At 55.0% G+C, this 26,352-nt stretch carries 21 protein-coding genes and 1 pseudogene; 12 read left to right on the top strand and 10 right to left on the bottom strand.

The window, feature by feature from the left end:
* The 5 genes from HVX72_RS16385 to HVX72_RS16365 form a co-directional block, all read right to left on the bottom strand.
* Entirely contained in the window at positions 1 to 2,079 is a 2,079-nt protein-coding gene (locus HVX72_RS16385; protein ID WP_181821895.1) for an iron ABC transporter permease, read from the bottom strand.
* 74 nt (positions 2,080 to 2,153) lie between these two features.
* Positions 2,154 to 3,185 (bottom strand): ABC transporter substrate-binding protein, encoded by a 1,032-nt coding sequence (locus tag HVX72_RS16380; RefSeq protein ID WP_181821894.1) that lies wholly within the window; start codon positions 3,183 to 3,185, stop codon positions 2,154 to 2,156.
* The gene (uhpC, locus tag HVX72_RS16375) at positions 3,182 to 4,486 is read right to left on the bottom strand and encodes an MFS transporter family glucose-6-phosphate receptor UhpC (RefSeq protein WP_181821893.1); all 1,305 of its coding nucleotides are present in this window, start codon (positions 4,484 to 4,486) and stop codon (positions 3,182 to 3,184) included. The genes HVX72_RS16380 and uhpC overlap by 4 nt, the downstream gene beginning before the upstream one ends.
* Before the next feature lie 83 nt (positions 4,487 to 4,569).
* Positions 4,570 to 6,111 carry an MASE1 domain-containing protein gene (locus HVX72_RS16370; RefSeq protein ID WP_181821892.1) on the bottom strand — a complete coding sequence of 514 codons (1,542 nt, stop codon included), beginning with the start codon at positions 6,109 to 6,111 and terminating at the stop codon, positions 4,570 to 4,572.
* Positions 6,111 to 6,740, bottom strand: a complete 630-nt coding sequence (locus HVX72_RS16365) for a response regulator transcription factor (protein WP_042286212.1) — start codon at positions 6,738 to 6,740, stop codon at positions 6,111 to 6,113. Before HVX72_RS16365 ends, HVX72_RS16370 begins: the two co-directional genes overlap by 1 nt.
* Before the next feature lie 261 nt (positions 6,741 to 7,001).
* Between HVX72_RS16365 and tauA the strand changes: the two genes are divergently transcribed.
* From tauA to tauD, 4 genes are read left to right on the top strand one after another with little or no spacing between them, the layout of a single operon-like run.
* A complete protein-coding gene (tauA, locus tag HVX72_RS16360; protein ID WP_060569096.1) occupies positions 7,002 to 7,964 on the top strand; it encodes a taurine ABC transporter substrate-binding protein in 963 nt (320 codons plus the stop codon).
* A gap of 11 nt (positions 7,965 to 7,975) precedes the next feature.
* The gene (tauB, locus tag HVX72_RS16355) at positions 7,976 to 8,743 is read left to right on the top strand and encodes a taurine ABC transporter ATP-binding subunit (RefSeq protein WP_181821891.1); all 768 of its coding nucleotides are present in this window, start codon (positions 7,976 to 7,978) and stop codon (positions 8,741 to 8,743) included.
* Positions 8,740 to 9,567, top strand: coding sequence for a taurine ABC transporter permease TauC (tauC, locus tag HVX72_RS16350; RefSeq protein ID WP_060569094.1), 828 nt, complete (start codon positions 8,740 to 8,742; stop codon positions 9,565 to 9,567). The genes tauB and tauC overlap by 4 nt, the downstream gene beginning before the upstream one ends.
* Positions 9,564 to 10,415 carry a taurine dioxygenase gene (gene tauD, locus HVX72_RS16345; protein WP_042286076.1) on the top strand — a complete coding sequence of 284 codons (852 nt, stop codon included), beginning with the start codon at positions 9,564 to 9,566 and terminating at the stop codon, positions 10,413 to 10,415. The genes tauC and tauD overlap by 4 nt, the downstream gene beginning before the upstream one ends.
* Before the next feature lie 9 nt (positions 10,416 to 10,424).
* Here the strand turns inward: tauD and HVX72_RS16340 are convergent, their stop codons facing one another.
* Both HVX72_RS16340 and hemB read right to left on the bottom strand, forming a co-directional pair.
* Positions 10,425 to 12,125 carry a GNAT family N-acyltransferase gene (locus HVX72_RS16340; protein WP_042286075.1) on the bottom strand — a complete coding sequence of 567 codons (1,701 nt, stop codon included), beginning with the start codon at positions 12,123 to 12,125 and terminating at the stop codon, positions 10,425 to 10,427.
* 120 nt (positions 12,126 to 12,245) lie between these two features.
* Entirely contained in the window at positions 12,246 to 13,220 is a 975-nt protein-coding gene (gene hemB / locus HVX72_RS16335) for a porphobilinogen synthase (protein ID WP_060569091.1), read from the bottom strand.
* A 512-nt stretch (positions 13,221 to 13,732) separates the two neighbouring features.
* Between hemB and ehaB the strand changes: the two are divergent.
* A pseudogene (ehaB, locus tag HVX72_RS16330) lies at positions 13,733 to 16,654 on the top strand (autotransporter adhesin EhaB).
* Between the two features lie 91 nt (positions 16,655 to 16,745).
* Positions 16,746 to 17,372: a hydrogen peroxide resistance inhibitor IprA gene (gene iprA, locus HVX72_RS16325; RefSeq protein ID WP_181821890.1), complete on the top strand. Its 627-nt coding sequence runs from the start codon at positions 16,746 to 16,748 to the stop codon at positions 17,370 to 17,372.
* Here iprA and ampH read toward each other — a convergent pair whose 3' ends face one another.
* Positions 17,373 to 18,530, bottom strand: coding sequence for a D-alanyl-D-alanine-carboxypeptidase/endopeptidase AmpH (gene ampH, locus HVX72_RS16320; RefSeq protein WP_042286067.1), 1,158 nt, complete (start codon positions 18,528 to 18,530; stop codon positions 17,373 to 17,375).
* A gap of 342 nt (positions 18,531 to 18,872) precedes the next feature.
* Here ampH and sbmA point away from each other — a divergent pair, with 342 nt between their 5' ends.
* Both sbmA and HVX72_RS16310 read left to right on the top strand, forming a co-directional pair.
* Complete coding sequence (gene sbmA / locus HVX72_RS16315) at positions 18,873 to 20,093, top strand: peptide antibiotic transporter SbmA (RefSeq protein ID WP_042286065.1); 1,221 nt, start codon at positions 18,873 to 18,875, stop codon at positions 20,091 to 20,093.
* A gap of 14 nt (positions 20,094 to 20,107) precedes the next feature.
* Entirely contained in the window at positions 20,108 to 21,202 is a 1,095-nt protein-coding gene (locus HVX72_RS16310) for a DUF1615 domain-containing protein (protein WP_181821889.1), read from the top strand.
* Positions 21,203 to 21,238: 36 nt separating this feature from the next.
* Here HVX72_RS16310 and HVX72_RS16305 read toward each other — a convergent pair whose 3' ends face one another.
* A complete protein-coding gene (locus HVX72_RS16305; protein ID WP_012904778.1) occupies positions 21,239 to 21,547 on the bottom strand; it encodes a YaiY family protein in 309 nt (102 codons plus the stop codon).
* Positions 21,548 to 21,805: 258 nt separating this feature from the next.
* Between HVX72_RS16305 and HVX72_RS16300 the strand changes: the two genes are divergently transcribed.
* Positions 21,806 to 22,024, top strand: a complete 219-nt coding sequence (locus HVX72_RS16300; RefSeq protein ID WP_042286062.1) for a DUF2754 family protein — start codon at positions 21,806 to 21,808, stop codon at positions 22,022 to 22,024.
* 54 nt (positions 22,025 to 22,078) lie between these two features.
* Here the strand turns inward: HVX72_RS16300 and ddlA are convergent, their stop codons facing one another.
* On the bottom strand, positions 22,079 to 23,173 hold the full coding sequence (gene ddlA / locus HVX72_RS16295; protein ID WP_181821888.1) for a D-alanine--D-alanine ligase: 1,095 nt from the start codon (positions 23,171 to 23,173) through the stop codon (positions 22,079 to 22,081).
* A 105-nt stretch (positions 23,174 to 23,278) separates the two neighbouring features.
* Here ddlA and HVX72_RS16290 point away from each other — a divergent pair, with 105 nt between their 5' ends.
* The 3 genes from HVX72_RS16290 to iraP all read left to right on the top strand — a co-directional run bounded on the left by HVX72_RS16290 (position 23,279) and on the right by iraP (position 25,850).
* A complete protein-coding gene (locus HVX72_RS16290; protein ID WP_042286057.1) occupies positions 23,279 to 23,962 on the top strand; it encodes an extensin family protein in 684 nt (227 codons plus the stop codon).
* Positions 23,963 to 24,129: 167 nt separating this feature from the next.
* On the top strand, positions 24,130 to 25,335 hold the full coding sequence (locus HVX72_RS16285; protein ID WP_181821887.1) for a multidrug efflux MFS transporter: 1,206 nt from the start codon (positions 24,130 to 24,132) through the stop codon (positions 25,333 to 25,335).
* A 254-nt stretch (positions 25,336 to 25,589) separates the two neighbouring features.
* Positions 25,590 to 25,850 carry an anti-adapter protein IraP gene (iraP, locus tag HVX72_RS16280; protein WP_042286052.1) on the top strand — a complete coding sequence of 87 codons (261 nt, stop codon included), beginning with the start codon at positions 25,590 to 25,592 and terminating at the stop codon, positions 25,848 to 25,850.
* Positions 25,851 to 26,352 lie beyond the last annotated feature (502 nt).

The following is a 26,352-nucleotide window of genomic DNA, read 5'->3' as shown; positions in this document are numbered from 1 at the left end:
TTACGCCTGATTTTTCGCTTTCGAACGGGAGATACGCGCTTCCCCGATCAGCCAGTCAAAGATGAAAATGATTGCCAGCATCACCACGATCAGAATCGAACCGTAGGCAATCGCCACCCCGTATTCGCCGTCTTCTACGCGGTTTAAAATGTAGGCCGTCGCCACCCGGGTGTCCGGCGTCACGAGGAACACAATGGCGCTGACGGTGGTAATGGCGCGCACAAAGCTGTAGATCAGCGCTGAGAGGATCGCCGGGCGCAGCAGCGGCAGCAGAATGTGGGTAATGGTGCGTAAACTCCCGGCGCGCAGACTGAGCGAAGCTTCATCCAGCGATTTATCGATTTGTCCTAAACCCGCAATTCCGGCGCGAATCCCTACCGGCACATTCCGCATCACCATTGAGATAATGACAATCGCCGCCGTACCGGTGAGATACACTGGCGCGCTGTTAAAGGCGAGAATGTACGACACGCCCGCCACGGTGCCGGGTACGGCAAAGCACAGCATGGTGGTGAACTCGATGGTCTTCTTGCCTTTGAACTGCTGGCGCACCACGATCCATGCGATAAGCAACCCGAAGGCGGCGGTGATTGGCGCGGCAATCCCGGCGTAAAGCAGGGTATCCAGTAGCGAAGGCCATGCGCCGTCACTCATGCCCTGGCCGAACAGCTTAATAAAGTTATCCAGCGTCAGGGTGTAGTCCACGCCCCAGTTAACGGTAAAGCTGCCGTAGAAAATGCTGCCGTAGAGCAGGGCGTTAAAGGCCACCCACACCGCCAGGATCACCACCACGCTCCACACGAGCGTCACCGGCAGCGGTTGCACATCACCGCGATACGATTTACCGGACACGGTGACATAGGAGCGCTTACCGATCCACATGTACTGGACGCAGAACACCAGCAGCGAAAAGAGCAGCAAGAACGCGCCGAGGGTGCTGGCGGCCTGATAATCCAGTTGTGAACCGGTAATGTAAAAGTAGATTTGCGTGGCCAGAACGTCGAAGTTACCGCCGAGAACCAGCGGGTTACTGAAGTCGGCCAATGACTGCACAATGACGATCAGAAACGCGTTCGCCAGCGCCGGTTTGAGCAGCGGCACAAACACGCCGTTAAACGTCTGCCAGCGGCTGGCGCGCAGGGTATAGGAGGCCTCTTCCAGCGATGGATGAATGGTTTTAATCGCGCCATCGAGGATCATAAACGCCATTGGGGTAAACGCCAGCACCTGCGCCAGCCAGATGCCGGTAAAACCGTACAGCCAGTTGGTGTTGGTCAGCCCGAACCAGTCGACCATCCATTCAGTGACATAGCCGGAACGGCCCATCATCAGCGTCACCCCCAGCCCCACAACGAACGGCGGGGTGACGATCGGCAATATTGAAAAAATACGGCCAATAATGGCGCTGCGGCGGGCGATACGGGTGGTGTAAATCGCCAACACCAGACCAAAAAACGTGCAGCCGACGCCCACCGCTATCGACAGCGCGATAGAGTTGATAATGACCTGAATGATGTGTGCCTGTGACAGCACGGTCATAAACGCCAGCGGCGCGAATTCACCGGTATCGCCGGTGAACATCGGAATAAAAATAGCGATGCTTGGCCAGACGATAAACACGCCAATCAACGCCACGATGGCGACCAGCGAGCCGATGACGAAACGGTCGCCGCCCAGCCATTCCAGACGGGTCAGCGCCAGGGTCATTATCGCGCCCAGCGCCACAAACAGCACGAGGGTCGCGTAGCCTAAGCCGCGACCTTCCACAGTGGCGCTGATGACGACAAACGCCATACAGAATAACGACCAGCCTGCGTCGAGGTAATGGCGGTTGCGCTGCTCCCGCGTGGCTTCCTGAAAAGGACGTATCAGCAGCAGGCCTGGCAGCAGATACCACAGCCAGCTAACATTAACCTGCGACCAGCCGTAGGCGTCGACAATCTCATCGCGCGTCGACTCCAGCAGGCCATAATCCAGGCTCCAGCTCGGCAGCAGCGCAAATGCCAGCCAGCTCAGCAATACCCAAAGGAATACCGCATCCCGTTTTTTCACGGAATGGCGTGCAAGTGTGTGTGACATAGCGGTTCCGGTGTTGAGGGAGATCCTGGCCGGGTAGGGCGTAGCCGCCACCCGGCATGACCGCAAAAGTGGGCTTATTTACCCATTTTCACTTCGCTGACCCATTTATTGATGAGCGCTTTGCGAACATCCGTTGAGCCATATTTATCCATGTCGTAATTGATCAGCTTCAGGCCGTCGAGTTTCAGTGAGTTAGGTGACGTTTCCGCGGTGGTATTGGTCAGGATCTGATAAGACTTACCTTTCTTCCATGCCAGTTCCTGCGCCTCTTTCGACAGCACCCAGTCGACGAACAGTTTGGCGTTGTCGAGATTGCGCGCGCCTTTCAGAATGCTGACGCCGCCGATTTCGTAGCCGGTGCCTTCACACGGGGAGATCAGCTCCAGCGGTGCGCCTTGTTCTTTTTCCAGCGAGTAGTCGTGCAGGAAGCCGATACCGATAGCCGTTTCACCGCGCGCGGCGTTTCGCGCCGGGGCGATGCCGGACTTGGTGTACTGAGAAACGTTGCTGTTTAGCTGTTTCAGGTAATCAAAGGCCTGATCTTCCCCCCACAGTTGCGCAAAAGTCGCCAGTGCGGTGTACGCCGTTCCGGAACTTTGCGGGTCGGCAATTTGAATTTCGCCTTTGTATTCTGGTTTAGTCAGATCCTTCCAGCATTTTGGCACCGGCAGGTTTTTCTCTTTCAGGCGTTCGGTGTTAACGCCAAAGCCGAGAATGCCCACATACACCGCCGACGAATAATTTCCTTTCAGTTTGGCAGGGTCGCGGAACTGTGCCATGACCTGCTCAAGGTTGGGCGATTTATACGGTTGCAGCAGACCCATTTCCCCAGCCTGAGACTGCGGATCAAGCGTACCGCCGTACCAGACGTCAGCCTGCGGGTTTTTCTTTTCGGCATCGACTTTCGCCAGCGTGCTGCCCGAGCCGTTGCGGATGAATGACGTTTTCACGTCGTACTTTTCCCCAAAAGCTTTGGTTTCTGCTTCGCACATTTCATTGGTAGCGCTGCAATAGACCACCAGACGGCCTTTCGCCTGCGCCGCGCCGGAAAGTGTTGCCAGCGCCACGGCAGAGGCAATAAGGGTAGAGGTAAAGGTCATTTTCATTGTTTTATCCTTTGACTGAGTGGGGTGGTGATGCCCGACATCAGCAGGGGCATCAGCAGTAAACCCATTAATACCGCGGCGATCGAGAGCAAACTGAACATCCCCGACCAGCCGTAGCGTTCTATGACCAGCGACAGAGGCCAGCCCGCCAGCGCTGCTCCCAGATAGGCGAACAGGCCGAGAAACCCGGTGATCGACCCGGCCGCTGCTTTGTGTCCGCACTCCACCGCAGCAAGACCGATCAGCATTTGTGGGCCAAAGACAAAGAAACCCACCGTAAAGAAACAGACCGCCAGCAGCGCGTAATGATGCACCGGCGCCAGCCACAGCGCGGCGACGGCCACCATCAGCCCCAGCGTGAACAGCAAAATCATCGGCGCCCGCTGGCCGCTGAACAGTAAATCTGACCCCCAGCCAGCAAACAGCGCGCCGAGCAGTCCGCCCACTTCAAACAGCATAACCGTGGCGTTGGCGCTCAGCAGATTGACGCCGTGGCTCTCGGTCAACCAGATGTTGCCCCAGTCGTTCAGGGCGATGCGGATGAGATACACCAGCACATACGACACGCCTAACAACCAAATCATCGGGTTTTTCAACATGGTGGTTCGCAGCATCTGCCACAGCCCCATCGGCGGGCTTAACTGCTCCTGGCGCAGTTCCAGCGGGTCGTTACGCCAGGCGCCGACTGACGGTAATCCCTCTTCGCGGGGCGTTCCCGCCAGTTGCAGTGTTAACCAGATACCCAGCGCCATGCTGATGATCCCCGGCGTCAGCATCGCCGCCTGCCAGCCCCACCAGTGGGCGGCAAAGGCGCTAATCAGCGGGATAATCGCCCCGCCGATGTTGATCGACATGTTCCAGCAGCCCCACCAGAAACCGCGTTCATTGCGTGAATACCAATGGGTCAGCAGACGGGCGCACGGCGGCCAGCCCCAGCCCTGAAAAAATCCGTTCAGCGTCCAGACAGCAAGAAGAAGCGTCAGTGACTCGCCAAACGCGAACGCGACGTTCAGCACGCCGGTAGCGAAAAGTCCCGCGCCCATAAATCCACGCTGTCCGTGGCTGTCGTGCCACAGTCCGGCGGTGAATTTCGACAGCCCGTAGCTGAGGTAAAACAGCGATCCCAGGAGACCGATATCGCCTTTATCCAGCCCCAGCTCGGTTTGTAACGCAGGTAACACATAGTTCACGCTTTTGCGCGTCAGGTAGAACGCCGCGTAGCCAATCACCATGCACAGCAGTAATCTCGGGCGCAGCGTCCGGTAACGTTGTTCAATGTCAATCGCTGGGCGTGCGTGCATACCGTCTCCGTTTTTCTGACTATAAAAAAATGAAACCGAAAGGGGATGAGAGAAAGTCCGGAGTGACTAAGACTTTTTCCTGGTTAAAAGGCGATTTGTTGCAAATTTGTGGGCAAGTTAACACTCACCCGCGTGCCGTCCCGGGACTCCAGGGTCAGTTCACCGCCGAGCGCGCTGACGCGTTCGCGCATTCCCTGAATACCGAAGCCAGACATGCGCGCCACGTCGATGCCCACGCCGTTGTCTTTTACGTCCAGATACACCGTCTCACCGCGCTGGCGCAAAACAATCGAGACCTCACTGGCGGCGGCGTGCTTACAGACGTTGTTCAGCAGTTCCTGCAACAGACGGTAGAGGGTAAAGCGCACCGTTTCGCTTTCGGGCGTGGAGGGCAACTGATAGTCAAACCGGCAGCGGATACCGCGCTCCTGAAAAGCAAACTCGTTGAGCAAATGATGCAGCGCCTCTTTGAATGACAGTTCATCCAGCGCGGGCGGTCGAAGCTGGCGCAGAAGCTGACGGGTAGAGTGGTGAATGCGCCGGGCCAGTTCGTTAATCTGGCTGGCGGCGGCCTGGGTTTGCGCCGGATCGCGCGCCCGTTTTACTAATTGTGACTGGATCTGTATGGCGGTAATGTTCTGGCCGATTTCATCGTGCAGCTCGCGCGCCAGATTTTTACGCGTGTCCTCCTCTGTATGGATCAGCTTTTCAGTCAGCGCCCGTCGCGCCGCCAGTTCGGCCTCCAGCCGTTGCCGGTAATGGTGCAGGTTTTGCGCCAGATGCTGCTGACGGCTGATGGCGATCCCCAGCCCGATGCCCAGCAGCGACTGGGTGGCGAGGAAGATCTCCAGCTCAATCAGGTTACTGAATCCAACCCCAACCTGACGGGCGAGGGTGATCATCATGCTGCCGAGCAGGCCAGAAAGCACGCCGCCCTGCCAGCCGAATTTCCATGCCATCACGACGTTGGGGAGAAAGACCACAATCAGCAGCAGCCGTTCAATTTCCGGCGAAAGCACCATCTGGGTACCGATGCCAATGATAAAAAACAGGCTGCACCAGATAATCAGCGAGGTGCGCAGCGGTGGATTAGTGGTGTCCAGCCCCAGCAGATGATAACGGTGCTGCTGGCGAAGAAATTCAAAAATCAGATAAACAAACGGCGTCAGCAGTACGCCGCCAGTAAATGAAGCCAGCCCGAGCAGTAATGCCGGGCTTTTCACAAACGGAGAAAGCAGGACAGTATTCAGAAGAGAAGCGACGGTGACCGTCGCCAGCAGCAGGGTGAGTCGCTGCCAGTAAAGTGGGAAACGGCGCCAGTACTGCTGTGCGAGGCTGGCGGGAAGCAGGCCGATCAACGGTGCGGTCGTCAGCAGATAGCCATTCAGTAAGTGTTCGCTGTGCAGCCAGAAGAGCATCGCTATGGGGGGTAAGACCAGCGCGGGCCAGTAACGACGCGAAAGCAGGATCAGCAGCGCCAGATAAACGCCGTGCGGTAAAAACAGCGCCGCTTGTTGACCGTTGTGGGTCAGGTAAAAACTGAGCGTCCACAGCATCAGCCAGCCCGTTCCCCAGGCCAGCAGGATAAACAGCGAAATGACGACGTGGCGAACGCCGCGCGACATCAGTGCCCCGCCAGCAGTTGGTGGTCGAGCGCAAAATGCACCAGCTCAATGGTGCTGTGACAGTTCAGCTTGCCGAGCACGTTGGCGCGATGCACATGTACCGTTTTATGGCTCAGGTCGAGCTTAAAGGCGATCGCTTTCACGCTATCGCCCTTCACCAGCAGGTCGAATACCTCGCGCTCGCGTGGCGTAAGCGCTTCCAGGACCGGTGATGACTGTTTCCCGCCGCGCAGCGCGCGTAGCGCATCGGCGCAGAGATAGTGCCCGCCCATGCCGACGGAACGTACGGCCTGAACCAGTTCCTCCGGTCCACAACGCTTGGTGAGATAGCCGCTGGCGCCTGCATCCAACGCGCTTTGCACAAAGGTCGGCGAGTCATAAATACTGAGAATAATGGCGCGGAACTGCGGTTTTTGCGCCCGCAGTCGCTTCAGCAGGCTCAGGCCGTTTTCATCCGGCATGGCGATATCCATCACCGCCACGTTGACCTCCTCGCGCAGCAGCGCAGGCCACGCTTCTGCCGCGCTGCTGTACTGGCCCGCGACGTCCAGATCGTCTTCAAGACTCAGTAGCTGCGCAAAACCGGATCGCACCACCACATGGTCGTCCACCAGCACCACACGTATCATCTTTTTGCTCTCTTGCCGGATCATATCGCTATGATGCCTGCCGCCGCTGCGCTGGCAATCAATCAGGCGTAGTTATGGAATGGATGTAACAAAAACGTCATGCAACCTGACAGCGACGTCGTTTGGGGTAATGCGCGAAATCACTAACCATTGCCGATTTTTTTCTAAAAACGCTTTGCTATTAGCAAGACTTTTTAATTCCTTTATCAATTTCTTTTGCGACGAAATACTGCCTCTATAACAAGACAAGGGAGCAGACCTATGGCACGTTCATCGCATTATTCACTTCTTGCCGTTCTGGCATTCATCGCGTTTCAGGCGCAGGCGGTTAACGTCACCGTCGCGTATCAGACCTCCGCTGAACCGGCAAAAGTCGCCCAGGCGGACAGCACGTTTGAGAATGCGAGCGGCGCAACCGTCGACTGGCGCAAGTTCGACAGCGGGGCGAGCATCGTACGCGCGTTGGCCTCGGGCGACGTTCAGATTGGTAATCTCGGTTCCAGCCCGCTGGCGGTCGCAGCCAGCCAGCAGGTGCCTGTCGAAGTTTTCCTGCTCGCTTCTAAACTCGGCAGTTCCGAAGCGCTGGTGGTGAAGAAGAATATCCACACGCCCACGGATCTGATCGGCAAACGTATTGCGGTACCGTTTATCTCCACCACCCATTACAGCCTGTTGGCGGCGCTGAAGCACTGGGGAATAAAGCCTGATCAGGTACAGATTATAAACCTGCAGCCACCGGCAATTATTGCCGCCTGGCAACGTGGGGATATTGACGGCGCATATGTCTGGGCGCCCGCGGTTAATACGCTGGAAAAAGAGGGCAAGATACTGACCGACTCCGCTCAGGTTGGGGAATGGGGCGCGCCGACGCTTGATGTCTGGGTGGTGCGGAAAGATTTTGCCGATTCACATCCGGAAGTCGTGAAAGCCTTCGCCAAAAGCGCGCTCGACGCGCAGCAGCCTTATATTGCAGATCCGGACGCGTGGCTGAAGCAGTCGGAGAACCTCCGCAAGCTGTCGCGCCTAAGCGGCGTGCCAGAAGCCGATGTGCCGGGTCTGGTGAAGGGTAATTCTTACCTGACGGCGCAGCAGCAGATAGCGGAACTGAATGGGCCGGTGAATAAAGCAATTATCGACACGGCGCAGTTCCTGAAAGCGCAGGGCAAAGTTCCCGCCGTGGCAAGCGACTACAGCCAGTTCGTTACCGATCGCTTTATACCGTAAAGGAGGCGAGGATGCTGCAAATCTCTCATTTATACGCCGATTACGGCGGAAAGCCCGCGCTGGAAGATATCAGTCTGACGCTGGACAGCCGCGAACTGCTGGTCGTGCTGGGCCCGTCCGGCTGCGGTAAAACCACGCTACTGAATCTGATCGCCGGGTTTATGCCGTATCAGCGCGGGACGATACAACTGGCAGGGAACCGTGTTGACGGACCGGGGGCGGAGCGAGGCGTGGTGTTTCAACAGGAAGGACTGCTGCCGTGGCGCAACGTGCAGGACAACGTCGCGTTGGGTCTGCAACTGGCGGGCGTGAAAAAAGCGCGGCGTGATGACATTGCGCAGGCGATGCTGAGGAAGGTCGGATTGGACGGGGCCGGCCAGCGTTACATCTGGCAGCTTTCCGGCGGGCAACGCCAGCGCGTGGGTATTGCCCGCGCGCTGGCGGCAAACCCGCAACTGTTGCTGCTCGACGAACCTTTTGGCGCGCTGGATGCGTTTACCCGCGAGCAGATGCAAATCCTGCTGCTTAAGCTCTGGCATGAGACGGGAAAACAGGTGCTGCTCATTACCCATGATATTGAAGAAGCAGTATTTATGGCCACCGAACTGCTGTTGCTCTCTCCCGGACCAGGGCGGGTGCTGGAACGGCTGCCGCTCGACTTTTCCCGGCGCGTTGTCGCGGGGGAAAGCGGGCGTAGTATCAAGTCCGACCCACAGTTTATCGACACCCGCGAGTATGTTTTGCAGCGCGTTTTCGCCGAGCGGGAGGCCTTTTCATGAGCGTGTTGATTAACGATAAACCGCGCCCGCGCGCGCTGAAATGGCGCAGGCCATTCTCCCGCCAGTTCACGCTGAGCATTGCCACGCTGGCGGCGATCCTGCTCGCGTGGTGGGCAGTGGCGGCGATGCAACTGGTGAGTCCTTTGTTCCTGCCGCCGCCGGAGCAGGTACTGAAAAAGCTGATTGCTATTGCCGGGCCGCAGGGGTTTATGGATGCCACGCTGTGGCAGCATCTGGCAGCCAGTCTGAGCCGCATCGTGCTGGCGCTGCTGGCGGCAGTCGCTGTCGGTATTCCGGTGGGGATCGCGATGGGGCTTAGCCCGACGGTGCGCGGCATGCTCGATCCGATCATTGAGCTGTATCGGCCCGTGCCGCCGCTGGCGTATCTGCCGCTAATGGTGATCTGGTTTGGCATCGGCGAAACCTCGAAGATCTTACTGATCTATCTCGCGATTTTTGCGCCAGTGACGATGTCGGCAATGGCCGGGGTAAAAAGCGTACAGCAGGTGCGCATTCGCGCGGCGCAGTCGTTGGGCGCCAGCCGGCTTCAGGTACTTTGGTTCGTGATCCTGCCGGGAGCATTGCCGGAGATCCTGACCGGCTTGCGTATCGGACTTGGCGTCGGCTGGTCGACGCTGGTGGCGGCGGAGCTGATCGCCGCGACGCGGGGCTTAGGATTTATGGTGCAGTCGGCAGGGGAATTTCTCGCGACCGACGTCGTGTTGGCAGGGATCGCGGTCATTGCGGTTATCGCTTTTATTTTAGAACTGGGTTTGCGCGCGCTTCAGCGCCGCCTGACGCCCTGGTATGGAGAAGTCCAATGAGTGAACGTTTAGCAATTACCCCGCTGGGGCCGTTTATTGGCGCACAGATTTCCGGCGCGGATTTGACCCGTCCGCTAAGCGATAATCAGTTCGAGCAGCTTTACCATGCGGTACTGCGCCATCAGGTGGTGTTTTTGCGCGGGCAGGCCATCACGCCCCGGCAGCAGCGCGCGTTGGCTCTGCGGTTTGGCGATCTGCATATTCATCCTGTTTATCCCCATGCCGACGGGGTGGATGAGATTATCGTGCTGGATACGCACAACGATAATCCACCGGATAACGACAACTGGCACACTGACGTTACCTTTATTGAGACGCCGCCAGCCGGGGCGATACTTGCTGCCAAAACGTTACCCGATACCGGCGGCGATACGGTGTGGAGCAGCGGTATTGCCGCCTATGACGCGCTTTCTGAACCATTTCGACTGTTATTGCGCGGGCTACGGGCGGAGCACGACTTTCGCAAATCTTTCCCTGAGTATAAATACCGCCGGACGGAGGAGGAGCATCAGCGCTGGCGGGAAGCCGTGGCGAAACATCCGCCGCTGCTGCATCCGGTGATTCGCACCCATCCGGTAAGCGGTAAACAAGCGCTGTTCGTCAACGAGGGATTCACCACGCGAATTGTCGATGTCACAGAGAAAGAGAGTGAGGCGCTGCTCGGTTTCCTGTTCGCCCACATGACGAAACCGGAGTTCCAGGTGCGCTGGCGCTGGCAGCCGAATGATGTGGCGATTTGGGATAACCGGGTGACGCAGCATTACGCCAACGCCGATTACCTGCCGCAGCGACGAATTATGCACCGGGCCACTGTTCTCGGGGATAAGCCGTTCTTCCGGGCAGGTTAAATTAAAGCGCTACGTATGCGCGCCGATATAACGCGCGTAGCGGTTGGCCTTCAGTCGGGTTAAATCCACCAGGACCAACCCGTCCACGCAGTTGTTGAAATCCGGGTCACGGCCAAAATCGATAAACTGCACGCCGCCCGGTTCGCACAGCTCGGAATATTGCTTATACAGCGGCGGGATCCCGCAGCCGAGATTGCCCAACAGCGATTTCAGACGGGTGAGATCTTCGGCGTAATCGTTGCCGGTAAACTGCGCCAGCACATCGGGAAGCGATGCCGGACAGGGTTGGCGGGAGACGGCCAGCGGATGCGTGGGCGGGAACCACAGACGATAGAACGCCACCAGCAGATCCCGGGCATCGGGAGGCAGTCCGCCGGAGATCGACACCGGTCCGAACAGGTAACGGTACTGCGGATTGCGCGCGAGCCAGGCGCCGATGCCGGACCACAGATAGTCCAGCCCCCGTCGTCCCCAGTAGCGCGGCTGGATAAAGCTGCGCCCCAGTTCAATACCTTGCTGCATAATGTCCGCCATGCGCGCATCGTAGTCGAACAGGCTGTGGCTATACAGACCGTCAAGCCCCTGTTTTTGTTGCACCAGAGCGCAGGGGGCAAAGCGGTACGCGCCAACAATCTCCAGATCGTCTTCATCCCATAAAATCAGGTGCAGGTATTCATCGTCGTAACGGTCGATGTCGCGGCGTTTACCACTGCCTTCACCGACCGCGCGAAAAGCGATTTCCCGTAACCGTCCCAGCTCGCGCAGGATGGTCGCGTCCTCTTGCCCGTTACGTTGCCAGAGATAGATGATTTTGCCATCTGCTGTACGGCCCAGACACTCCGCGTTTGCCAGTTGGCGTTTCAACCGCGCTCTGTTCTCTGGCGGCGCGATGGTGCTTTCGGTGCGAAACACGCCAGCCCGGTTCTGGCCCAGCGCAATGACGTGCTCACGGCACTTCCCGGCCAACTCGCGAACGGTGCGTTGGGGGGCGGACCACTGCGTCCAGGCAATCTGCTGTCCGATACGCACGGGCAGGGTGCTGCCACGGCGACGAAACATTTGCTGCATTAACAGCAGCAGCGAGGCCTGCGCGGAGATAAGGCCGCAGGCATAGAACAGCGGGCTGTTACGTGCGTGAATGTAAACGGGCAGCAGCGGCGCGCGGTACTTCTCCGCCATTCTGATGAACCCGGAATGCCAGTGCCGCTCCGCTATCCCCTTCAGGGTCAGGCGGGAAACTTCTCCGGCGGGAAAAAACACCAGTGCGCCACCCGCCTGCAGATGCGCATCCATTTGCTGCAACGAGGATTTCGGCGTACGGCCATGAATATTGTCTACCGGGATGAACAACGAGCGGAGCGGGGTAAGGTGCGAAAGCAGTCGATTCGTCACGACTTTGATATCACGTCGGGCGCGGGAGAGGGCATAGATCAGCGCCAGTCCGTCCAGCGTGCCGGTGGGATGGTTGGCAATCACCACCAGGGGACCCGATTCGGGAATATTTTCAATGTGATGTTCGGGGATCTCGCAGCGAATCTCCAGATGTTCAAGGACCTGTTCGACCATATCCACCCCTTTGAGATGGGGATGGCGTGTCGCAAACTGCTGAAACTCTTTTTCATAGAGCAGACGCTGTAATAATGACTTCTGCCACGGCGTGGTCCTCGCCTCGGGCCAAAGGTCGTTGAGTACGTTCTCGAGACTAAACATAGCATCCCCTCCATCTGTCCTGAGCAGACAGTAGAAGGCGTAAGTGTCGCTTGTATGACGGTCGGGTGACGTTTTGGGGAAAGGCCGGATGGGCACGCCATCCGGCAAAAAGCAGGAACCTTAGCGGAGGATGTTTTTCTCCGCCAGGTCCAGGGCGAAGTAGCTGAAGATCAGGTCCGCGCCCGCGCGTTTGATCGCGCCTAAGCTTTCCAGCACCACTTTTTCTTCATCGATTGCGCCCGCCATGGCGGCAAATTTGATCATCGCGTACTCGCCGCTGACCTGATACGCGCCGAGCGGTAATTCGGTGCGTTCACGGATATCGCGCAATACGTCAAGGTACGCGCCAGCGGGTTTCACCATCAGGCAGTCCGCGCCCTGTGCTTCGTCGAGCAGGGATTCACGGATCGCTTCTCGGCGGTTCATCGGGTTCATCTGATACGTTTTACGATCGCCTTTAAGCGCGGTACCTGCCGCTTCACGGAACGGGCCGTAGAACGATGACGCGAACTTGGTGGAGTAGGACATGATCGCGGTGTCCGTAAAACCCGCGGCGTCCAGCGCCTGGCGAATGGCCTGTACTTGTCCATCCATTGCCGCGGACGGCGCGATGAAGTCAGCGCCCGCGGCTGCGGCAACAACCGCCTGCTTGCCGAGGTTCGCCAGCGTCGCGTCGTTATCAACGCCGTGCTCACACAGTACGCCGCAGTGGCCGTGGGAGGTGTACTCGCAAAAGCAGGTGTCTGACATCACGATCATGTCAGGCACAGTCTGCTTGCAGATGCGTGACATGCGCGCCACCAGACCGTCTTCTTTCCATGCATCGCTGCCGGTGTCATCGGTATGGTGAGAGATACCAAAGGTCATGATGGAACGGATGCCCGCGTTCGCGATGCGTTCGATCTCGCGCGCCAGATGCTTTTCCGGAATGCGCATAACGCCGGGCATGGCCTCAATAGCCTTGTAGTCGTCGAGTTCTTCTTCAACAAAGATCGGCAACACCAGGTCGTTTAAGCTCAGTGTTGTCTCTTCAAACATGGCGCGCAGCGCAGCGGATTTGCGCAGGCGGCGAGGGCGGTGGATTAAGTCTGTCATGGGATGCCTGATGTTTGTGAAAACGAAGTCGCTAGTATACCTGAATCTGGTCATCCGTGTTTTACGAAAGTTGGCGCTAAGCGCGGTTTGTACGTCAATTTAAAGAAATATCTGAACAATAAATTGTTATGCATAGCTCATTATTCATATACGAGAATGAAATTAATTCTTGCGGCTGTATTTTGAATACTAATTGATTTTATTTTTTAGCGGTCTGAGGTGATTACAGGATTATTCATTCAGTATCGTGTTGATAATGCTGTGTTGCATTTATTTTCTGTATGCCTTTAGAGTTGCTTATATTGTAATTGCTTGTTTTTGTGATTCTTTTTATTTGATGCTGTTAATGCATTTTTAATGTTATTATTAATGTCCGATTCCGGACGGAAAACAAAGTTTAATTGAACCTTTCCGTAAAGGCATCGCATAATCCTCCTCGCGAAACAAAATTGTTTTCTATGCATTAATAATTGATGGATCAACACTATTACGTCCCTGAGGAGGGATGACAAATGCACTCCTGGAAAAAGAAACTTGTAGTCTCACAATTAGCATTGGCTTGCACTCTGGCAATCACTTCTCAGGCGAATGCTTCAACGGATATCTCCGGCACAACGTATAATACGTTTGTGCACTATGATAATTCCTCTTACGCTGACGGCGTCTATTTTGAAGGTTATGTCGGCTGGAATAACTACGCTACGGACAGCGTATACAACGGAGATATTTACCCGGTTATCAAGAATGCAACCGTTAATGGCGTCATTTCAACGTATTACCTGGATGATGGTCTGAGCACCAACACCAATGACAACAGCCTGACGATCAAAAACAGTACCGTTCACGGTATGATCACCTCGGAATGCATGACCACCGATTGTGTGGGCCGTGACACCACGGGGTATGTTTACGACCGCCTGACGCTCACCGTTGATAACTCGACCATCGACGATAACTACGAACACTATACCTACAACGGCACCTATACCGACGGCACAGCGGATACCCATGTTGTCGACGTGTATAATATGGGCACCGCGATTACCCTGGATCAGGAAGTTGATCTGACTATCGCCAATAATTCTCACGTGGCGGGTATTACGCTGACTCAGGGATACGAGTGGCAAGATGTTGACGACAATACGGTCAGCACTGGCGTTAACAGCGGCGAAATTTTCAACAACACAATTACCGTTACCGATTCTACTGTGACCTCAGGGTCTCTCTCCGACGAAGGCACGTCAGGTTGGTTTGGCAACAATAACAATGCCAGCGATTACAGTGGCGAATACAGTGCGGATGACGTCGCCTTAGCCGTGGTTGCCACGCCGGCAGCCGATAATGCAATGCAAACCACTGCGTATCTGAGCAATTCCTCGCTGATGGGGGATGTGGTCTTCTCCAGCAACTTTGACGAGAACTTCTTCCCGAACGGTGCGGACAGCTATCGCGATACTGACGACCACGTGGACACTAACGGCTGGGATGGCACCGATCGCCTGGATCTGACGCTGGACAACGGCACTAAGTGGGTTGGCGCGGCGATGTCTGTTCATCAGACGGATACCGATGGCGACGGTATTTACGACAGCGTTGCTGCAGGTACTGACGCAACCTCTACGCTGATTGATATCGCCGCTAACAGCCTGTGGCCGTGGTCAACCTATGGCGTGGATAACAGCGACACTGCCTACGGTGAAGATGGTCACGTCATTGGCAACAACGTATATCAAAGCGGTTTATTCAACGTCACGCTGAATAATGGTTCTCAGTGGGATACGACGAAGTCCTCTCTGATCGATACCCTGAACATCAACAGCGGTTCTGTCGTGAATGTTGCAGATTCTTCACTGGTTTCTGACACCATCGCACTGACCGGCGGCGCGGCGCTGAATATCAATGAAGATGGTCATGTTGCGACCGATGCGCTGACCATCGACAACAGTACCGTGACCATTGCTGATGATGTTTCTGCGGGCTGGGGCACTAATGATGCGGCACTGTATGCCAACTCGATCACGGTGACCAACGACGGCGTACTGGACGTGGGCAATAGCACCGCGTATGCACTGCAAGCGGATACCCTGAACCTGACCAGTTATACCGACGCCAACGGCAATGTACACGCCGGTGTCTTTGATGTTCACAGCAACAGTTTTGTGCTGGACGCCGATCTGACTAACGATCGTACCTGGGACAACAGCCAGTCTAACTACGGCTACGGCGTTATCGCCATGAACTCTGATGGTCACCTGACCATTAACGGTAACGGCGATGCGTATAGCGCGGACCTGGCTGAAGTTGATAATGCGGGTGATGGCGTTGCGGCTGCAACCGGCAACTACAAAGTGCGTATCGACAACGCGACGGGCGAAGGCGCTGTTGCGGATTATCAGGGCAAAGAGCTGATCTACGTAAACGATAAGAACAGCACTGCCACCTTCTCCGCCGCTAACAAAGCCGATCTGGGTGCCTACACCTATCAGGCGCAGCAGGAAGGCAATACCGTTGTTCTGCAGCAGATGGAGCTGACAGACTATGCGAACATGGCGCTGAGCATCCCGTCTGCTAACAATAATATCTGGAATCTGGAGCAGGACACCGTAGGGACTCGTCTGACCAACGCGCGTCACGGTCTGGCCGACAACGGCGGCGCATGGGTGAGCTACTTCGGCGGCAGCTTCAGCGGCGACAACGGCACCATTAACTACGATCAGGATGTTAACGGCATCATGGTCGGTGTTGATACCAAAATTGATGGTAACAACGCGAAATGGATCGTCGGTGCCGCGGCAGGCTTCGGCAAAGGCGACATGAGCGACCATACCGGTCAGGTGGATCAGGACAGCCAGTCCGCGTACATCTACTCTTCCGCGCGTTTTGCAAACAACATCTTTGTTGATGGCAACATGAGCTACTCGCACTTCAACAACGATCTGTCCGCCAACATGAGCAATGGACAGTATGTTGATGGCAGCGCGTCTACGGATGCCTGGGGCTTCGGTCTGAAACTGGGTTATGACTGGAAACTGGGCGATGCGGGTTACCTGACGCCGTACGGCAGCGTGTCTGGCCTGTTCCAGTCTGGCGACGACTACCAGCTGAGCAACAATCTGCAGGTTGACGGTTAGTCTTACGACAGCATGCGTTATGAACTGGGTGTTGACGCAGGTTATACCTTCGCTTACAGCGAAGATCAGGCGCTGACGCCATACTTCAAACTGGCCTATGTCTATGACGATGCCAATAACGATGCTGACGTAAACGGTGACTCCATCGATAACGGCACTGAAGGTTCCGCCGTTCGCGTGGGTCTGGGTACACAGTTCAGCTTCACCAAAAACTTCAGCGCATACACCGATGCTAACTACCTCGGTGGCGGCGATGTCGACCAGGACTGGTCTGCTAACGTCGGCGTTAAATACACCTGGTAATCGTTCCCGTGTGGAACAGATGTAAGCGTATTTAAATTGGTAAACAATGCCCGTCAAGGATTTGACGGGCATTAATGCAAGGAACGCTAATATGTTGCCTGTCAGTAAACCATTAACCGAATTCGCTCGGCTCGACGCATGTTTATCAAAATATGGAACGCGTTTTGAGTTTTCCCGTAATGAGAAACAGACTCTTTATTCCAGTGATGTGAATCGTGATAACACCGTAGTTATCCTTGATGGCATCATTTCATTAAGACGGCAGGAACACATTTTGGTCGGCATAGGGCAGGCGCCTTTTATCATGGGTCTTGCTAACGGCGTGATGGAAAACAACGTGCCGTATGAGCTGATCTCTGATGGAACTTGTTCCGGTTATTTTCTGCCTTCATCGCAAACCGTGACTCTTATCGAAGAGTGCCAGCTGTGGCGTGATGCATTTTGCTGGCTGGCGTGGCTGAACCGCATTCTTGAACAGCGCGATCTGCAACTGATCGGCAACAACTCCTATGAACAAATTCGTTCGACCCTGTTTTCAATGAATGAATGGGAGGAAGGATTACGCGCACGGGTGGGCGTCATGAATTATATACACCAGCGCACGCGTATATCCCGCTCGGTGGTAGCGGAAGTGTTGGCGGCATTACGTAAGGGCGGCTATATCGAAATGAATAAAGGCAAACTGGTGGGAATTAACCGTCTGCCTTCAGAATACTGATCAGGACGCCGGAACCACTAACGGTTTATTTTCGCTCAGTTCGACGACCAGATCGTTAATACCGTCACTCATATTTTTGAAACGCGTCAGCGGTGAGCGCGTCACGACCACAAACGCCCCGACGTTTTGCTGAGGAATCATCGCCATATAGGTAATGAATCCACCACCGCCGCCGGTTTTTTGAATAATGCCCGGACGGCCCTCTTTCGGCGCCATATATACCCAGCCTAAGCCAAGCGCATCTGCTTTACCCGGCACATCCATGCCCGTCACGCGGGTGAGTTGCGCACGCTGATAGATCAGCGTCTGCATCCTGTCGGCCTGACGACTGCGATGGTAAAAGTCAGAGGACAGATACTGCTGCATCCAGCGCATGATATCGCCCGGCGTTGAATAGACGCCGCCGCTGCCAATCGCTGCAAGGGTGTTATTGCACGGACTGGCGCCTTTTTCCGCCACCATCAGACGCTTGCACTGGTCGGGGGACGGCGTATAGGTCGTGTCTTTCATGCCCAAAGGCCGGGTGATCTTTTCTTCAAAGAGTTGGGTGTAAGGCTTACCGGCGGCGGTAGCCAACGCATCCGCCAGCAGGTCATACGCCAGGTTGGAATATGACGCCTGCGAACCCGGCGCGGCTTTTAGCGTGGCGTTAGAAAGATAGTGCCAGCGCTGCTCACGCGTCGGCCAGACAAAAACCGGACGTTTCGCCGCGCCGCCAGGCTGTTCGCGAGGCAGGGCGCTGGTGTGCGTCGCCAGGTTCACCAGGGTAATCGGTTTGCCCTGATACGACGGAACATATGCGCCTGGAGGAGCGTATTTACTCAGCGGATCGTCCAGCCTGACTGTGCCCTGGTCGAGCAGCTTCACCAGCATTTCACTGGTCATTAGCTTGGTTATCGAGGCAATACGGATAACCGAGTCCAGCTGTGGGCGCACGTTATTACCTGGGCGGGTTTCGCCGAAGCTGCGAAAGACCCGTTGGTTGCCGTCGATCACAACCAGCGCCATTCCCGTTGCGCCGCTGCCATAAAAAATATGATTGGCGTAACGTTCAACGATATCAGATGCGAAAACCGGTTCAGCGATAGGCTGCGCCGCCTGGACTGAGGTCAATGACGCCGCACACAGCGCGGCGGAAAAAAGCAGACTACGTTTCAACGGTGGTGTCCATGCATGAATAAAAGGAAGAAGACAGTTCGTATTTATACTACGGCGCGTTCTTTTTCAAAGCGCTATTTAAAGCAAGGATAGTTATAAAAACGTAACGACGAGTAAATCCACGTTTTTTGCGGCGAAAGAAAGTTCGCTTTTGTGATCCTGAGCGTATAGTAGCCGTCGTTTTTGTGCGGGAGGCTGTAATCCGTCGAAACAATATTTCAGCAATGGCAGACGAACTAAGCGCCGCCATTCTGGTCACAATGGCGGTTTCGCTGGTGTGACGTTTTTACTTTCTTCAGCACAGCCGTTGTCATAACGATAAGAAGTTAGCAGGAGAGCATTATGTTCAAGTCATTTTTCCCGAAGCCGGGACCCTTTTTTCTCTCGGCGTTTATTTGGGCAGTCGCTGCCGTCATTTTCTGGCAGGCGGGTGGGGGAGACTGGGTTGCGCATTTCACCGGCGCAACGGACGACGTGCCCATTAGCGCCGCGCGTTTCTGGTCATTGAACTACCTGATCTTTTATGCTTATTACGTGCTTTGCGTGGGGGTATTTGCCCTGTTCTGGTTTATCTACAGCCCGCACCGCTGGCAGTACTGGTCGATTCTCGGCACGTCGCTGATTGTCTTTGTGACCTGGTTTCTGGTTGAAGTTGGGGTGGCCGTCAATGCCTGGTATGCGCCCTTTTACGATCTGATTCAGAAAGCGCTTAGCGCTCCTCATACTGTCACAATGGCGCAATTCTACAATGAGTTAGGTATCTTTCTGGGGATCGCGCTGATTGCCGTGGTGATAAGCGTGTTGAACAATTTTTTCGTCAGCCACTATGTGTTCCGTTGGCGTACGGCGATGAACGAATACTACATGGCGCAGTGGCAGCATTTGCGTCATATCGAAGGCGCCGCCCAGCGTGTGCAGGAAGATACCATGCGTTTTGCCTCCACGCTGGAAAGCATGGGCGTGAGCTTTATTAAGGCGATTATGACCTTAATCGCTTTTCTGCCAGTGCTGATTGCGCTTTCTCCACACGTACCGGAACTGCCGATCGTCGGCCATGTGCCTTACGGTCTGGTGATTGCCGCGATTATCTGGTCGCTGATGGGCACCGGTTTGCTGGCGGTGGTTGGGATCAAGCTGCCGGGGCTGGAGTTCAAAAATCAGCGCGTCGAAGCGGCTTATCGTAAAGAGCTGGTGTATGGCGAAGACGACGCCAACCGCGCCACGCCGCCAACGGTTCGTGAATTGTTCAACGCGGTGCGCCAGAACTATTTCCGTCTCTATTTCCATTACATGTATTTTAATATCGCACGCATTTTGTACCTGCAGGTGGATAACGTTTTCGGCTTGTTCCTGCTGTTTCCGTCGATCGTTGCCGGTACGATTACGCTCGGCCTGATGACGCAAATCACCAATGTGTTTAGCCAGGTACGTGGGGCTTTTCAGTATCTGATAAACTCATGGACCACGCTGGTGGAGCTGATGTCTATCTACAAACGTCTGCGTAGCTTTGAGCGCGAACTGGACGACAACGATATTCAGGCTGTCACCCACACTCTTGGTTAATATAAGGAAGCATTATGTCGGCGGCGTCTCGTTTTTCCCCTTTGTCATTACTGGCCGGGCTGGTTCTTGTTGGATGCAGTACCCAGACGGCGCAGCCGCTAAAAAAAGGGGAGAAAGCCGTCGACGTCGCGAGCGTGGTGCGCCAGAAAATGCCAGCCAGCGTCAAAGACCGCGATAGCTGGGCCAAAGACCTGGCGAAAACCTTTGAGAGCCAGAAGATCGCCCCGACGGAGGAAAACGTCTGTTCGGTGCTGGCGGTCGCACAGCAGGAGTCTAACTACACAGCCGATCCCACCGTGCCGGGGCTGAGCAAAATCGCCTGGCAGGAGATTGACCGCCGCGCCGGGCGCATGCATATTCCGCTTTTTCTGGTGCATACCGCGCTTAAAATCAACTCCCCGAATGGCAAGAGCTACAGCGATCGCCTTGATACGGTAAAAACCGAAAAACAACTTAGCGCGATTTTTGATGATTTCATCAATATGGTGCCGATGGGGCAGACGCTGTTTGGCTCGCTGAATCCGGTTCATACGGGCGGTCCGATGCAGGTCAGCATCGCTTTCGCCGAGCAGCACGCCAACGGTTACCCGTGGACGATGGACGGAACGGTGCGTCAGGAAGTCTTCACCCGTCGCGGCGGACTGTGGTTTGGGACCTACCATCTGCTCAATTATCCGGCGAACTACAGCGCGCCAATTTTCCGCTTTGCCGACTTTAATGCCGGATGGTATGCCAGCCGTAATGCCGCTTTCCAGAATGCCGTCAGCAAAGCCAGCGGCGTAAAACTGGCGCTGGACGGCGATTTGATCGCGTATGGCAGCAAGGCGGCGGGCAAAACCGAGCTGGCGGTGCGTAAGCTGGCGAACAAACTGGATCTCAGTGAAAGCGCTATCCGTCGACAGCTGGAAAAAGGTGACAGCCTGGCGTTCGAAGAGACGGATCTGTACAAAGGGGTCTACGCTCTCGCCGAGAAGAAAACGGGTAAAGCATTACCGCGAGAGATGCTGCCGGGTATTCAACTGGAAAGTCCCAAGATTACCCGTAATCTGACGACGGCGTGGTTCGCAAAACGGGTAGACGATCGACGGGCGAGATGTATGAAGCTGTAGCGGGTCGGGTGAGGGAATCCCACCCGACAGGAAAGATTAGTGATGGCGATGCCGCCAGTGCAGGAAGGCGGCAATCACGCCGAAAATCAGACTGCCGACCAGAAACGGCACCAGGCCAAATATTGTACCGACGCCCAGCCCGATTTCGACGCGCGGACGTCCCGTCTCCTGAACCTGCATCAGATGCTCATATACACCCGGCGCGTGAACCAACAGGTTCAGGATCTGTGCGCCAGCCCAGAAACAAAACAGCACAAACACCGCATACGCGATGTTGCCAGGGGTAGAGGAGGTTTCTCGATGTTTCCCATTAAACAGGGATTTTGAGAGAGTGAAATCAGCCATAAATGACCTCCGCGGGAATTTCTGCTTTCTGCCTGACATCTGCCAGGAACGTAGTGTGAGTCTGACAGGTCATCGCGTTTGTCAATATCAGAATGATGGTAAATTAAGCCTGGGATGAGTCCTGGAATGCAGATTTTTGCCGCTTGTCACAAATACATTACCTTAATTTAAATTTTGCAACATTTAAGAAATTCCGCATACGGCACAGACGGGTTTCCAGTACTATGCCACTATGCTTTTTTTCGTGCGGGAGACGCTATGAATTTGCCTGTAAAAATCCGCCGCGACTGGCATTACTATGCCTTCGCCATCGGGCTTATTTTTATTCTTAACGGTGTCGTCGGGTTGCTGGGATTTGAAGCTAAAGGCTGGCAAACCTATGCAGTGGGCGCAGTCACCTGGGTGATGAGCTTCTGGCTGGCGGGGCTGATCATTCGTCGTCGTGTGGAAGATGACGACGCTGCGTCAGTCAAATAATGTGCATTTGAGCGCCCGGTAAGCCTGACGCTACCGGGCAATCAAAAGTGCAGATTACATGGTCGTTTTCAGGGCGTTATCCGCCGCGTGACGCTCCAGCGCCAGCTCGATTAACCGGGTGATCAGGTCGGTGTAGCCTAACCCACTGGCCTGCCACAGTTTCGGATACATACTGATATTGGTGAATCCCGGCAGGGTGTTGATCTCATTGATCACCACCTCGTTATCCGCCGTTAAAAAGACATCCACCCGCGCCATACCGGCGCAGCCCAGCGTCTGGTAAGCCTGGATCGCGATATCACGGATCTTGTCGTTAACCTCAGGCGCGATCGCCGCAGGCACCACAACCTTCGCGCCGTTGTCGTCAATGTATTTGGTGTCGTAGGCATAGAAATCGCTGTTCAGCACGATCTCGCCGCAGGTGCTCGCTTGCGGATGATCGTTGCCGAGGACCGCGCATTCGATCTCGCGACCCTTGATCCCCTGTTCCACCACCACTTTGTGATCGAATCCGAACGCCAGTTCGATCGCCTGCGCATACTGCGCTTCACTGGTGACTTTACTGACGCCCACGGATGAGCCCTGGTTGGCAGGCTTCACGAAAAGCGGCAGACCAAGACGCGCTTCTACGTCGGCAAAGCTGATAGCGTGACGGTTGGCACGGGTGAGGGTGATAAAGGGCGCGATATTCAGCCCGGCATCACGCAGCAGACGCTTGGTGACGTCTTTATCCATACATGCCGCGGAGCCCAGCACGTCGGAACCGACAAACGGCAAATTCGCCACCCGCAGCATGCCCTGCAATGAGCCGTCTTCGCCCAGCGTGCCGTGAACGATCGGAAAAATTACGTCAACTGTCGGCAACGGCTGCGCGGTTTGCGCGTCAATCAGCTGCTGCTCATGTTTACCCGGCACCTGCGCGAGGCTGGTAGTGGAAGGGCGCAGCGCAATGCGCGCCGGATTGTCGGCGTTGAGCAGGTAATTTTCGGCATCGCTGACGTGCCACTGCCCTTGTTTATCAATGCCTAAAAGCACAACGTCAAAGCGGGTCTTGTCGATGGCATCGACAATATTTTTTGCCGATTGCAATGACACTTCATGTTCCGCTGATTTCCCACCAAATACGATTCCTACCCGCAATTTTGCCATCTTAAAACCCATTCCATCGAACGCAAAGCGTATACATTACCACGACAAAACGAGGGATTCGCGGGCTTCTGCCATAATGTTAAGCAGAAACGCAAAGGAGGGGGCGTGAAAGGTAAAGGCTGGCTGTTTATTATTCTCTTGGGCGTGGCGGGGGGCGTGGGGTACCGGTATCTGCCGTCATATTACAATCCCTTTACGCCGCTCGGGCTGACCGATCCGCCCAACTGGCTGACCAAATTCAAGCTTCAGCGGCTGACGAAAGATCAATGTCAGACATTGCTGCAACAGGCGAACCAGCGAAAGCTGATCTCCTCGCAGCCGGTGGCCGACAGTGCGGGCGACTGTCCGTTAACCGACGTGGTGCGCGTCAGGGATTTCGGCGCGGTCAAACTGAGCAGCAGCTTTCTCGCTTCCTGCCCGCTGGCGCTCAGCGCAGCGCTGTTTGTTGAACAGCAGGCGCGGCCGTTAACCGAGCAGTTTATGGCCAGCAGGCTGACGCGTATCGATCACCTGGGCAGCTTCGCCTGCCGCAATATCTACCACCGTCCCGACGCGCGCCGAAGCGAACACGCCAGCGCGCAGGCGCTGGATATCAGCGGCTTTCGCCTTGCCGACGGGCGAAACATAAGCGTGCTGCGCGGCTGGAAGCAGGATGAAAGCGCCCCCTGGCTGCGCACGATGCTCAGCGCGAGCTGTCAGTACTTTGGTAACGGGTTGGGTCCGGAGTATAACGCCGCGCACGCTAACCATTTTCACCTCGGCATGCGCGGATACGGCCTTTGTCGTTAAGCATAACGCGCTGCATGTGGGGGTCATTTATGTGATTTGTTTCACAAATCTGATGAACGGGAAGATAAAATAGCAAACTCAGACCCATCGCATCTCTTGAACCATTCCGCGGCTGCATTATTGCTAAACTGTGCTGCGTTTTCAGTACGTTATCACAACGAGTATTTATGGAATCCTGGAAAGTTAACCTCATTTCCGTCTGGTTCGGCTGCTTTTTCACCGGTCTGGCAATCAGTCAAATCCTGCCGTTCTTGCCGTTGTATATTTCACAGTTAGGGGTTTCCTCCCACGAAGCGCTCTCGATGTGGTCTGGTCTGACTTTCAGTATCACCTTTCTTATCTCCGCCATTGTCTCGCCCCTGTGGGGCAGTCTCGCCGATCGCAAGGGCCGTAAGCTGATGCTGCTGCGCGCGTCCTTAGGCATGGCGATAGCGATTCTGCTACAGGCATTTGCCACAAACGTCTGGCAGCTGTTTTTGCTGCGCGGCATTATGGGGCTCACTTCCGGCTATATTCCTAATGCGATGGCGCTGGTCGCGTCGCAGGTTCCGCGCGAACGAAGCGGATGGGCGCTCAGTACGCTGGCGACCGCGCAAATCAGCGGCGTGATTGGCGGCCCGCTGATGGGCGGCTTTATTGCCGACCATGTCGGGCTACGACCCGTCTTTTTTATTACCGCAATGCTGTTGATGGTGAGCTTTCTGGTGACCTTCTTTTTAATCAAAGAAGGCGTGCGTCCGACACTGAAAAAGAGTGAACGTCTGAGCGGCAGGGCGGTTTTTGCTTCGCTCCCGTACCCGGCGTTAGTTATTAGCCTGTTTTTCACCACGCTGGTCATTCAACTGTGCAATGGCTCCATTAGTCCGATTCTGGCGTTGTTTATTAAGTCGATGGCGCCGGACAGCAATAACATCGCTTTTCTGAGCGGATTAATTGCCTCGGTGCCAGGTATTTCCGCACTCATCTCTGCGCCGCGACTGGGAAAGCTGGGCGATCGGATCGGCACGGAGCGCATTTTAATGGCGACGCTTATCTGTGCGGTGGTGTTGTTTTTCGCTATGTCATGGGTCACTACGCCTTTTCAGCTTGGCGTACTGCGTTTTCTGCTCGGGTTTGCCGATGGCGCGATGCTGCCTGCGGTACAAACGCTGCTGGTGAAATACTCCAGTGAGCAAATTACTGGACGTATTTTTGGTTATAATCAGTCGTTTATGTATCTTGGCAACGTTGCGGGGCCGTTAATGGGCGCGACGGTCTCGGCAATGGCCGGTTTCCGCTGGGTATTTATTGCCACCGCGGTCATTGTGCTAATCAACATTGTTCAGTTAATGCTGACGTTACGCCAGCGGGAAAAAGGTCGTACAACGGGTTGAATTAATAAAAGAAAGTGACTTAAGTTAAATCCATGCATTTTTATCATAACTTTAGATTATGGCTGGAGGTGATTATTTATTTGCTTTCTTTAATTTCAGTCTTCCTCACTGCTGGCGAGAAACGTTTCGCTATCGTTAATTTGTGATTATTTACGCAAAGTCATTTCTTTCTTTTAAAAATACTACCCTTCACCTCTAGGCAGCATGAGTTCACAGTGATAACGTCAGGCTTCTTTAGATAAGGGAATACAGTCATGAAAAATCTCATTGCTGAGTTGTTGCTTAAGCTTGCCCAGAAAGAAGAAGAATCGAAGGAACTGGTTGCTCAGGTAGAGGCGTTAGAGATTATCGTCACGGCGATGCTGCGTAATATGGCGAAAAAAGAGCAGGATATCCTGATTCAACAGGTGGAAGGGGCTCTTGACGGGGTAAAGCCGGATGCCAGCATTTCTGATGACGATAAAGAACTGCTGCGCCAGTATGTCCAAAAACTCCTGAAACACCCTCGTTACTAACGTTATTCTTCGTGACAGACGCGTTGGCGGAAATTGACCAGGGCGCTTTTGTCCTGTCCGGCAACGCGAATGTGTTTTGGCTATAAGCAAGAACACATTGTCATAAACCTGTCACGACATAACGTTATAGTCGCTTTGTTTTTATTATTTTACCCTGAAGACATCCGTTAAAAGTGTGTTGTAGCGTTGGCGCATATAACTCAATGCGTTTTCTACGCTCAGCGGGATTCATTCATTTGTCGCCTTCCTGCAAGGTCTGTTATTTAAGGTAAGTGAGTATTTTACATGGAGAATATAAAATGAAGCGAAGCGGTAAAACCCTTGCGTTGTTACCGCTGATGTTCATTCCAGCCGGACGCGTTGAAATTCCCGTCATGACGCTATGGCGTCATGACGAAATAACTGCTGTCGGGTGGCTTTTTTGAGGTTAGCGACCAGACTTAATGACATCAGTACGAAATCAGGTTCGCGGATCGTCGCCATCCGGCATGGCAACGCATTT

The sequence above is a fragment of the Citrobacter sp. RHB21-C05 genome, assembly GCF_013889015.1.
Taxonomy (GTDB): domain Bacteria; phylum Pseudomonadota; class Gammaproteobacteria; order Enterobacterales; family Enterobacteriaceae; genus Citrobacter_A; species Citrobacter_A sedlakii.
The sequence above is the reverse complement of the archived record's forward strand: the minus strand, read 5'-3'. Positions and strand labels throughout refer to the sequence as shown.

What these genes read in the sequence shown, in the direction of transcription:
- HVX72_RS16385 (WP_181821895.1), bottom strand. Translation starts at nt 2,079, where the DNA reads ATGTCACACACACTTGCACGCCATTCCGTGAAAAAACGGGATGCGGTA.
- HVX72_RS16380 (WP_181821894.1), bottom strand. Translation starts at nt 3,185, where the DNA reads ATGAAAATGACCTTTACCTCTACCCTTATTGCCTCTGCCGTGGCGCTG.
- uhpC (WP_181821893.1), bottom strand. Translation starts at nt 4,486, where the DNA reads ATGCACGCACGCCCAGCGATTGACATTGAACAACGTTACCGGACGCTG.
- HVX72_RS16370 (WP_181821892.1), bottom strand. Translation starts at nt 6,111, where the DNA reads ATGTCGCGCGGCGTTCGCCACGTCGTCATTTCGCTGTTTATCCTGCTG.
- HVX72_RS16365 (WP_042286212.1), bottom strand. Translation starts at nt 6,740, where the DNA reads ATGATACGTGTGGTGCTGGTGGACGACCATGTGGTGGTGCGATCCGGT.
- tauA (WP_060569096.1), top strand. Translation starts at nt 7,002, where the DNA reads ATGGCACGTTCATCGCATTATTCACTTCTTGCCGTTCTGGCATTCATC.
- tauB (WP_181821891.1), top strand. Translation starts at nt 7,976, where the DNA reads ATGCTGCAAATCTCTCATTTATACGCCGATTACGGCGGAAAGCCCGCG.
- tauC (WP_060569094.1), top strand. Translation starts at nt 8,740, where the DNA reads ATGAGCGTGTTGATTAACGATAAACCGCGCCCGCGCGCGCTGAAATGG.
- tauD (WP_042286076.1), top strand. Translation starts at nt 9,564, where the DNA reads ATGAGTGAACGTTTAGCAATTACCCCGCTGGGGCCGTTTATTGGCGCA.
- HVX72_RS16340 (WP_042286075.1), bottom strand. Translation starts at nt 12,125, where the DNA reads ATGTTTAGTCTCGAGAACGTACTCAACGACCTTTGGCCCGAGGCGAGG.
- hemB (WP_060569091.1), bottom strand. Translation starts at nt 13,220, where the DNA reads ATGACAGACTTAATCCACCGCCCTCGCCGCCTGCGCAAATCCGCTGCG.
- iprA (WP_181821890.1), top strand. Translation starts at nt 16,746, where the DNA reads ATGTTGCCTGTCAGTAAACCATTAACCGAATTCGCTCGGCTCGACGCA.
- sbmA (WP_042286065.1), top strand. Translation starts at nt 18,873, where the DNA reads ATGTTCAAGTCATTTTTCCCGAAGCCGGGACCCTTTTTTCTCTCGGCG.
- HVX72_RS16310 (WP_181821889.1), top strand. Translation starts at nt 20,108, where the DNA reads ATGTCGGCGGCGTCTCGTTTTTCCCCTTTGTCATTACTGGCCGGGCTG.
- HVX72_RS16305 (WP_012904778.1), bottom strand. Translation starts at nt 21,547, where the DNA reads ATGGCTGATTTCACTCTCTCAAAATCCCTGTTTAATGGGAAACATCGA.
- HVX72_RS16300 (WP_042286062.1), top strand. Translation starts at nt 21,806, where the DNA reads ATGAATTTGCCTGTAAAAATCCGCCGCGACTGGCATTACTATGCCTTC.
- ddlA (WP_181821888.1), bottom strand. Translation starts at nt 23,173, where the DNA reads ATGGCAAAATTGCGGGTAGGAATCGTATTTGGTGGGAAATCAGCGGAA.
- HVX72_RS16285 (WP_181821887.1), top strand. Translation starts at nt 24,130, where the DNA reads ATGGAATCCTGGAAAGTTAACCTCATTTCCGTCTGGTTCGGCTGCTTT.
- iraP (WP_042286052.1), top strand. Translation starts at nt 25,590, where the DNA reads ATGAAAAATCTCATTGCTGAGTTGTTGCTTAAGCTTGCCCAGAAAGAA.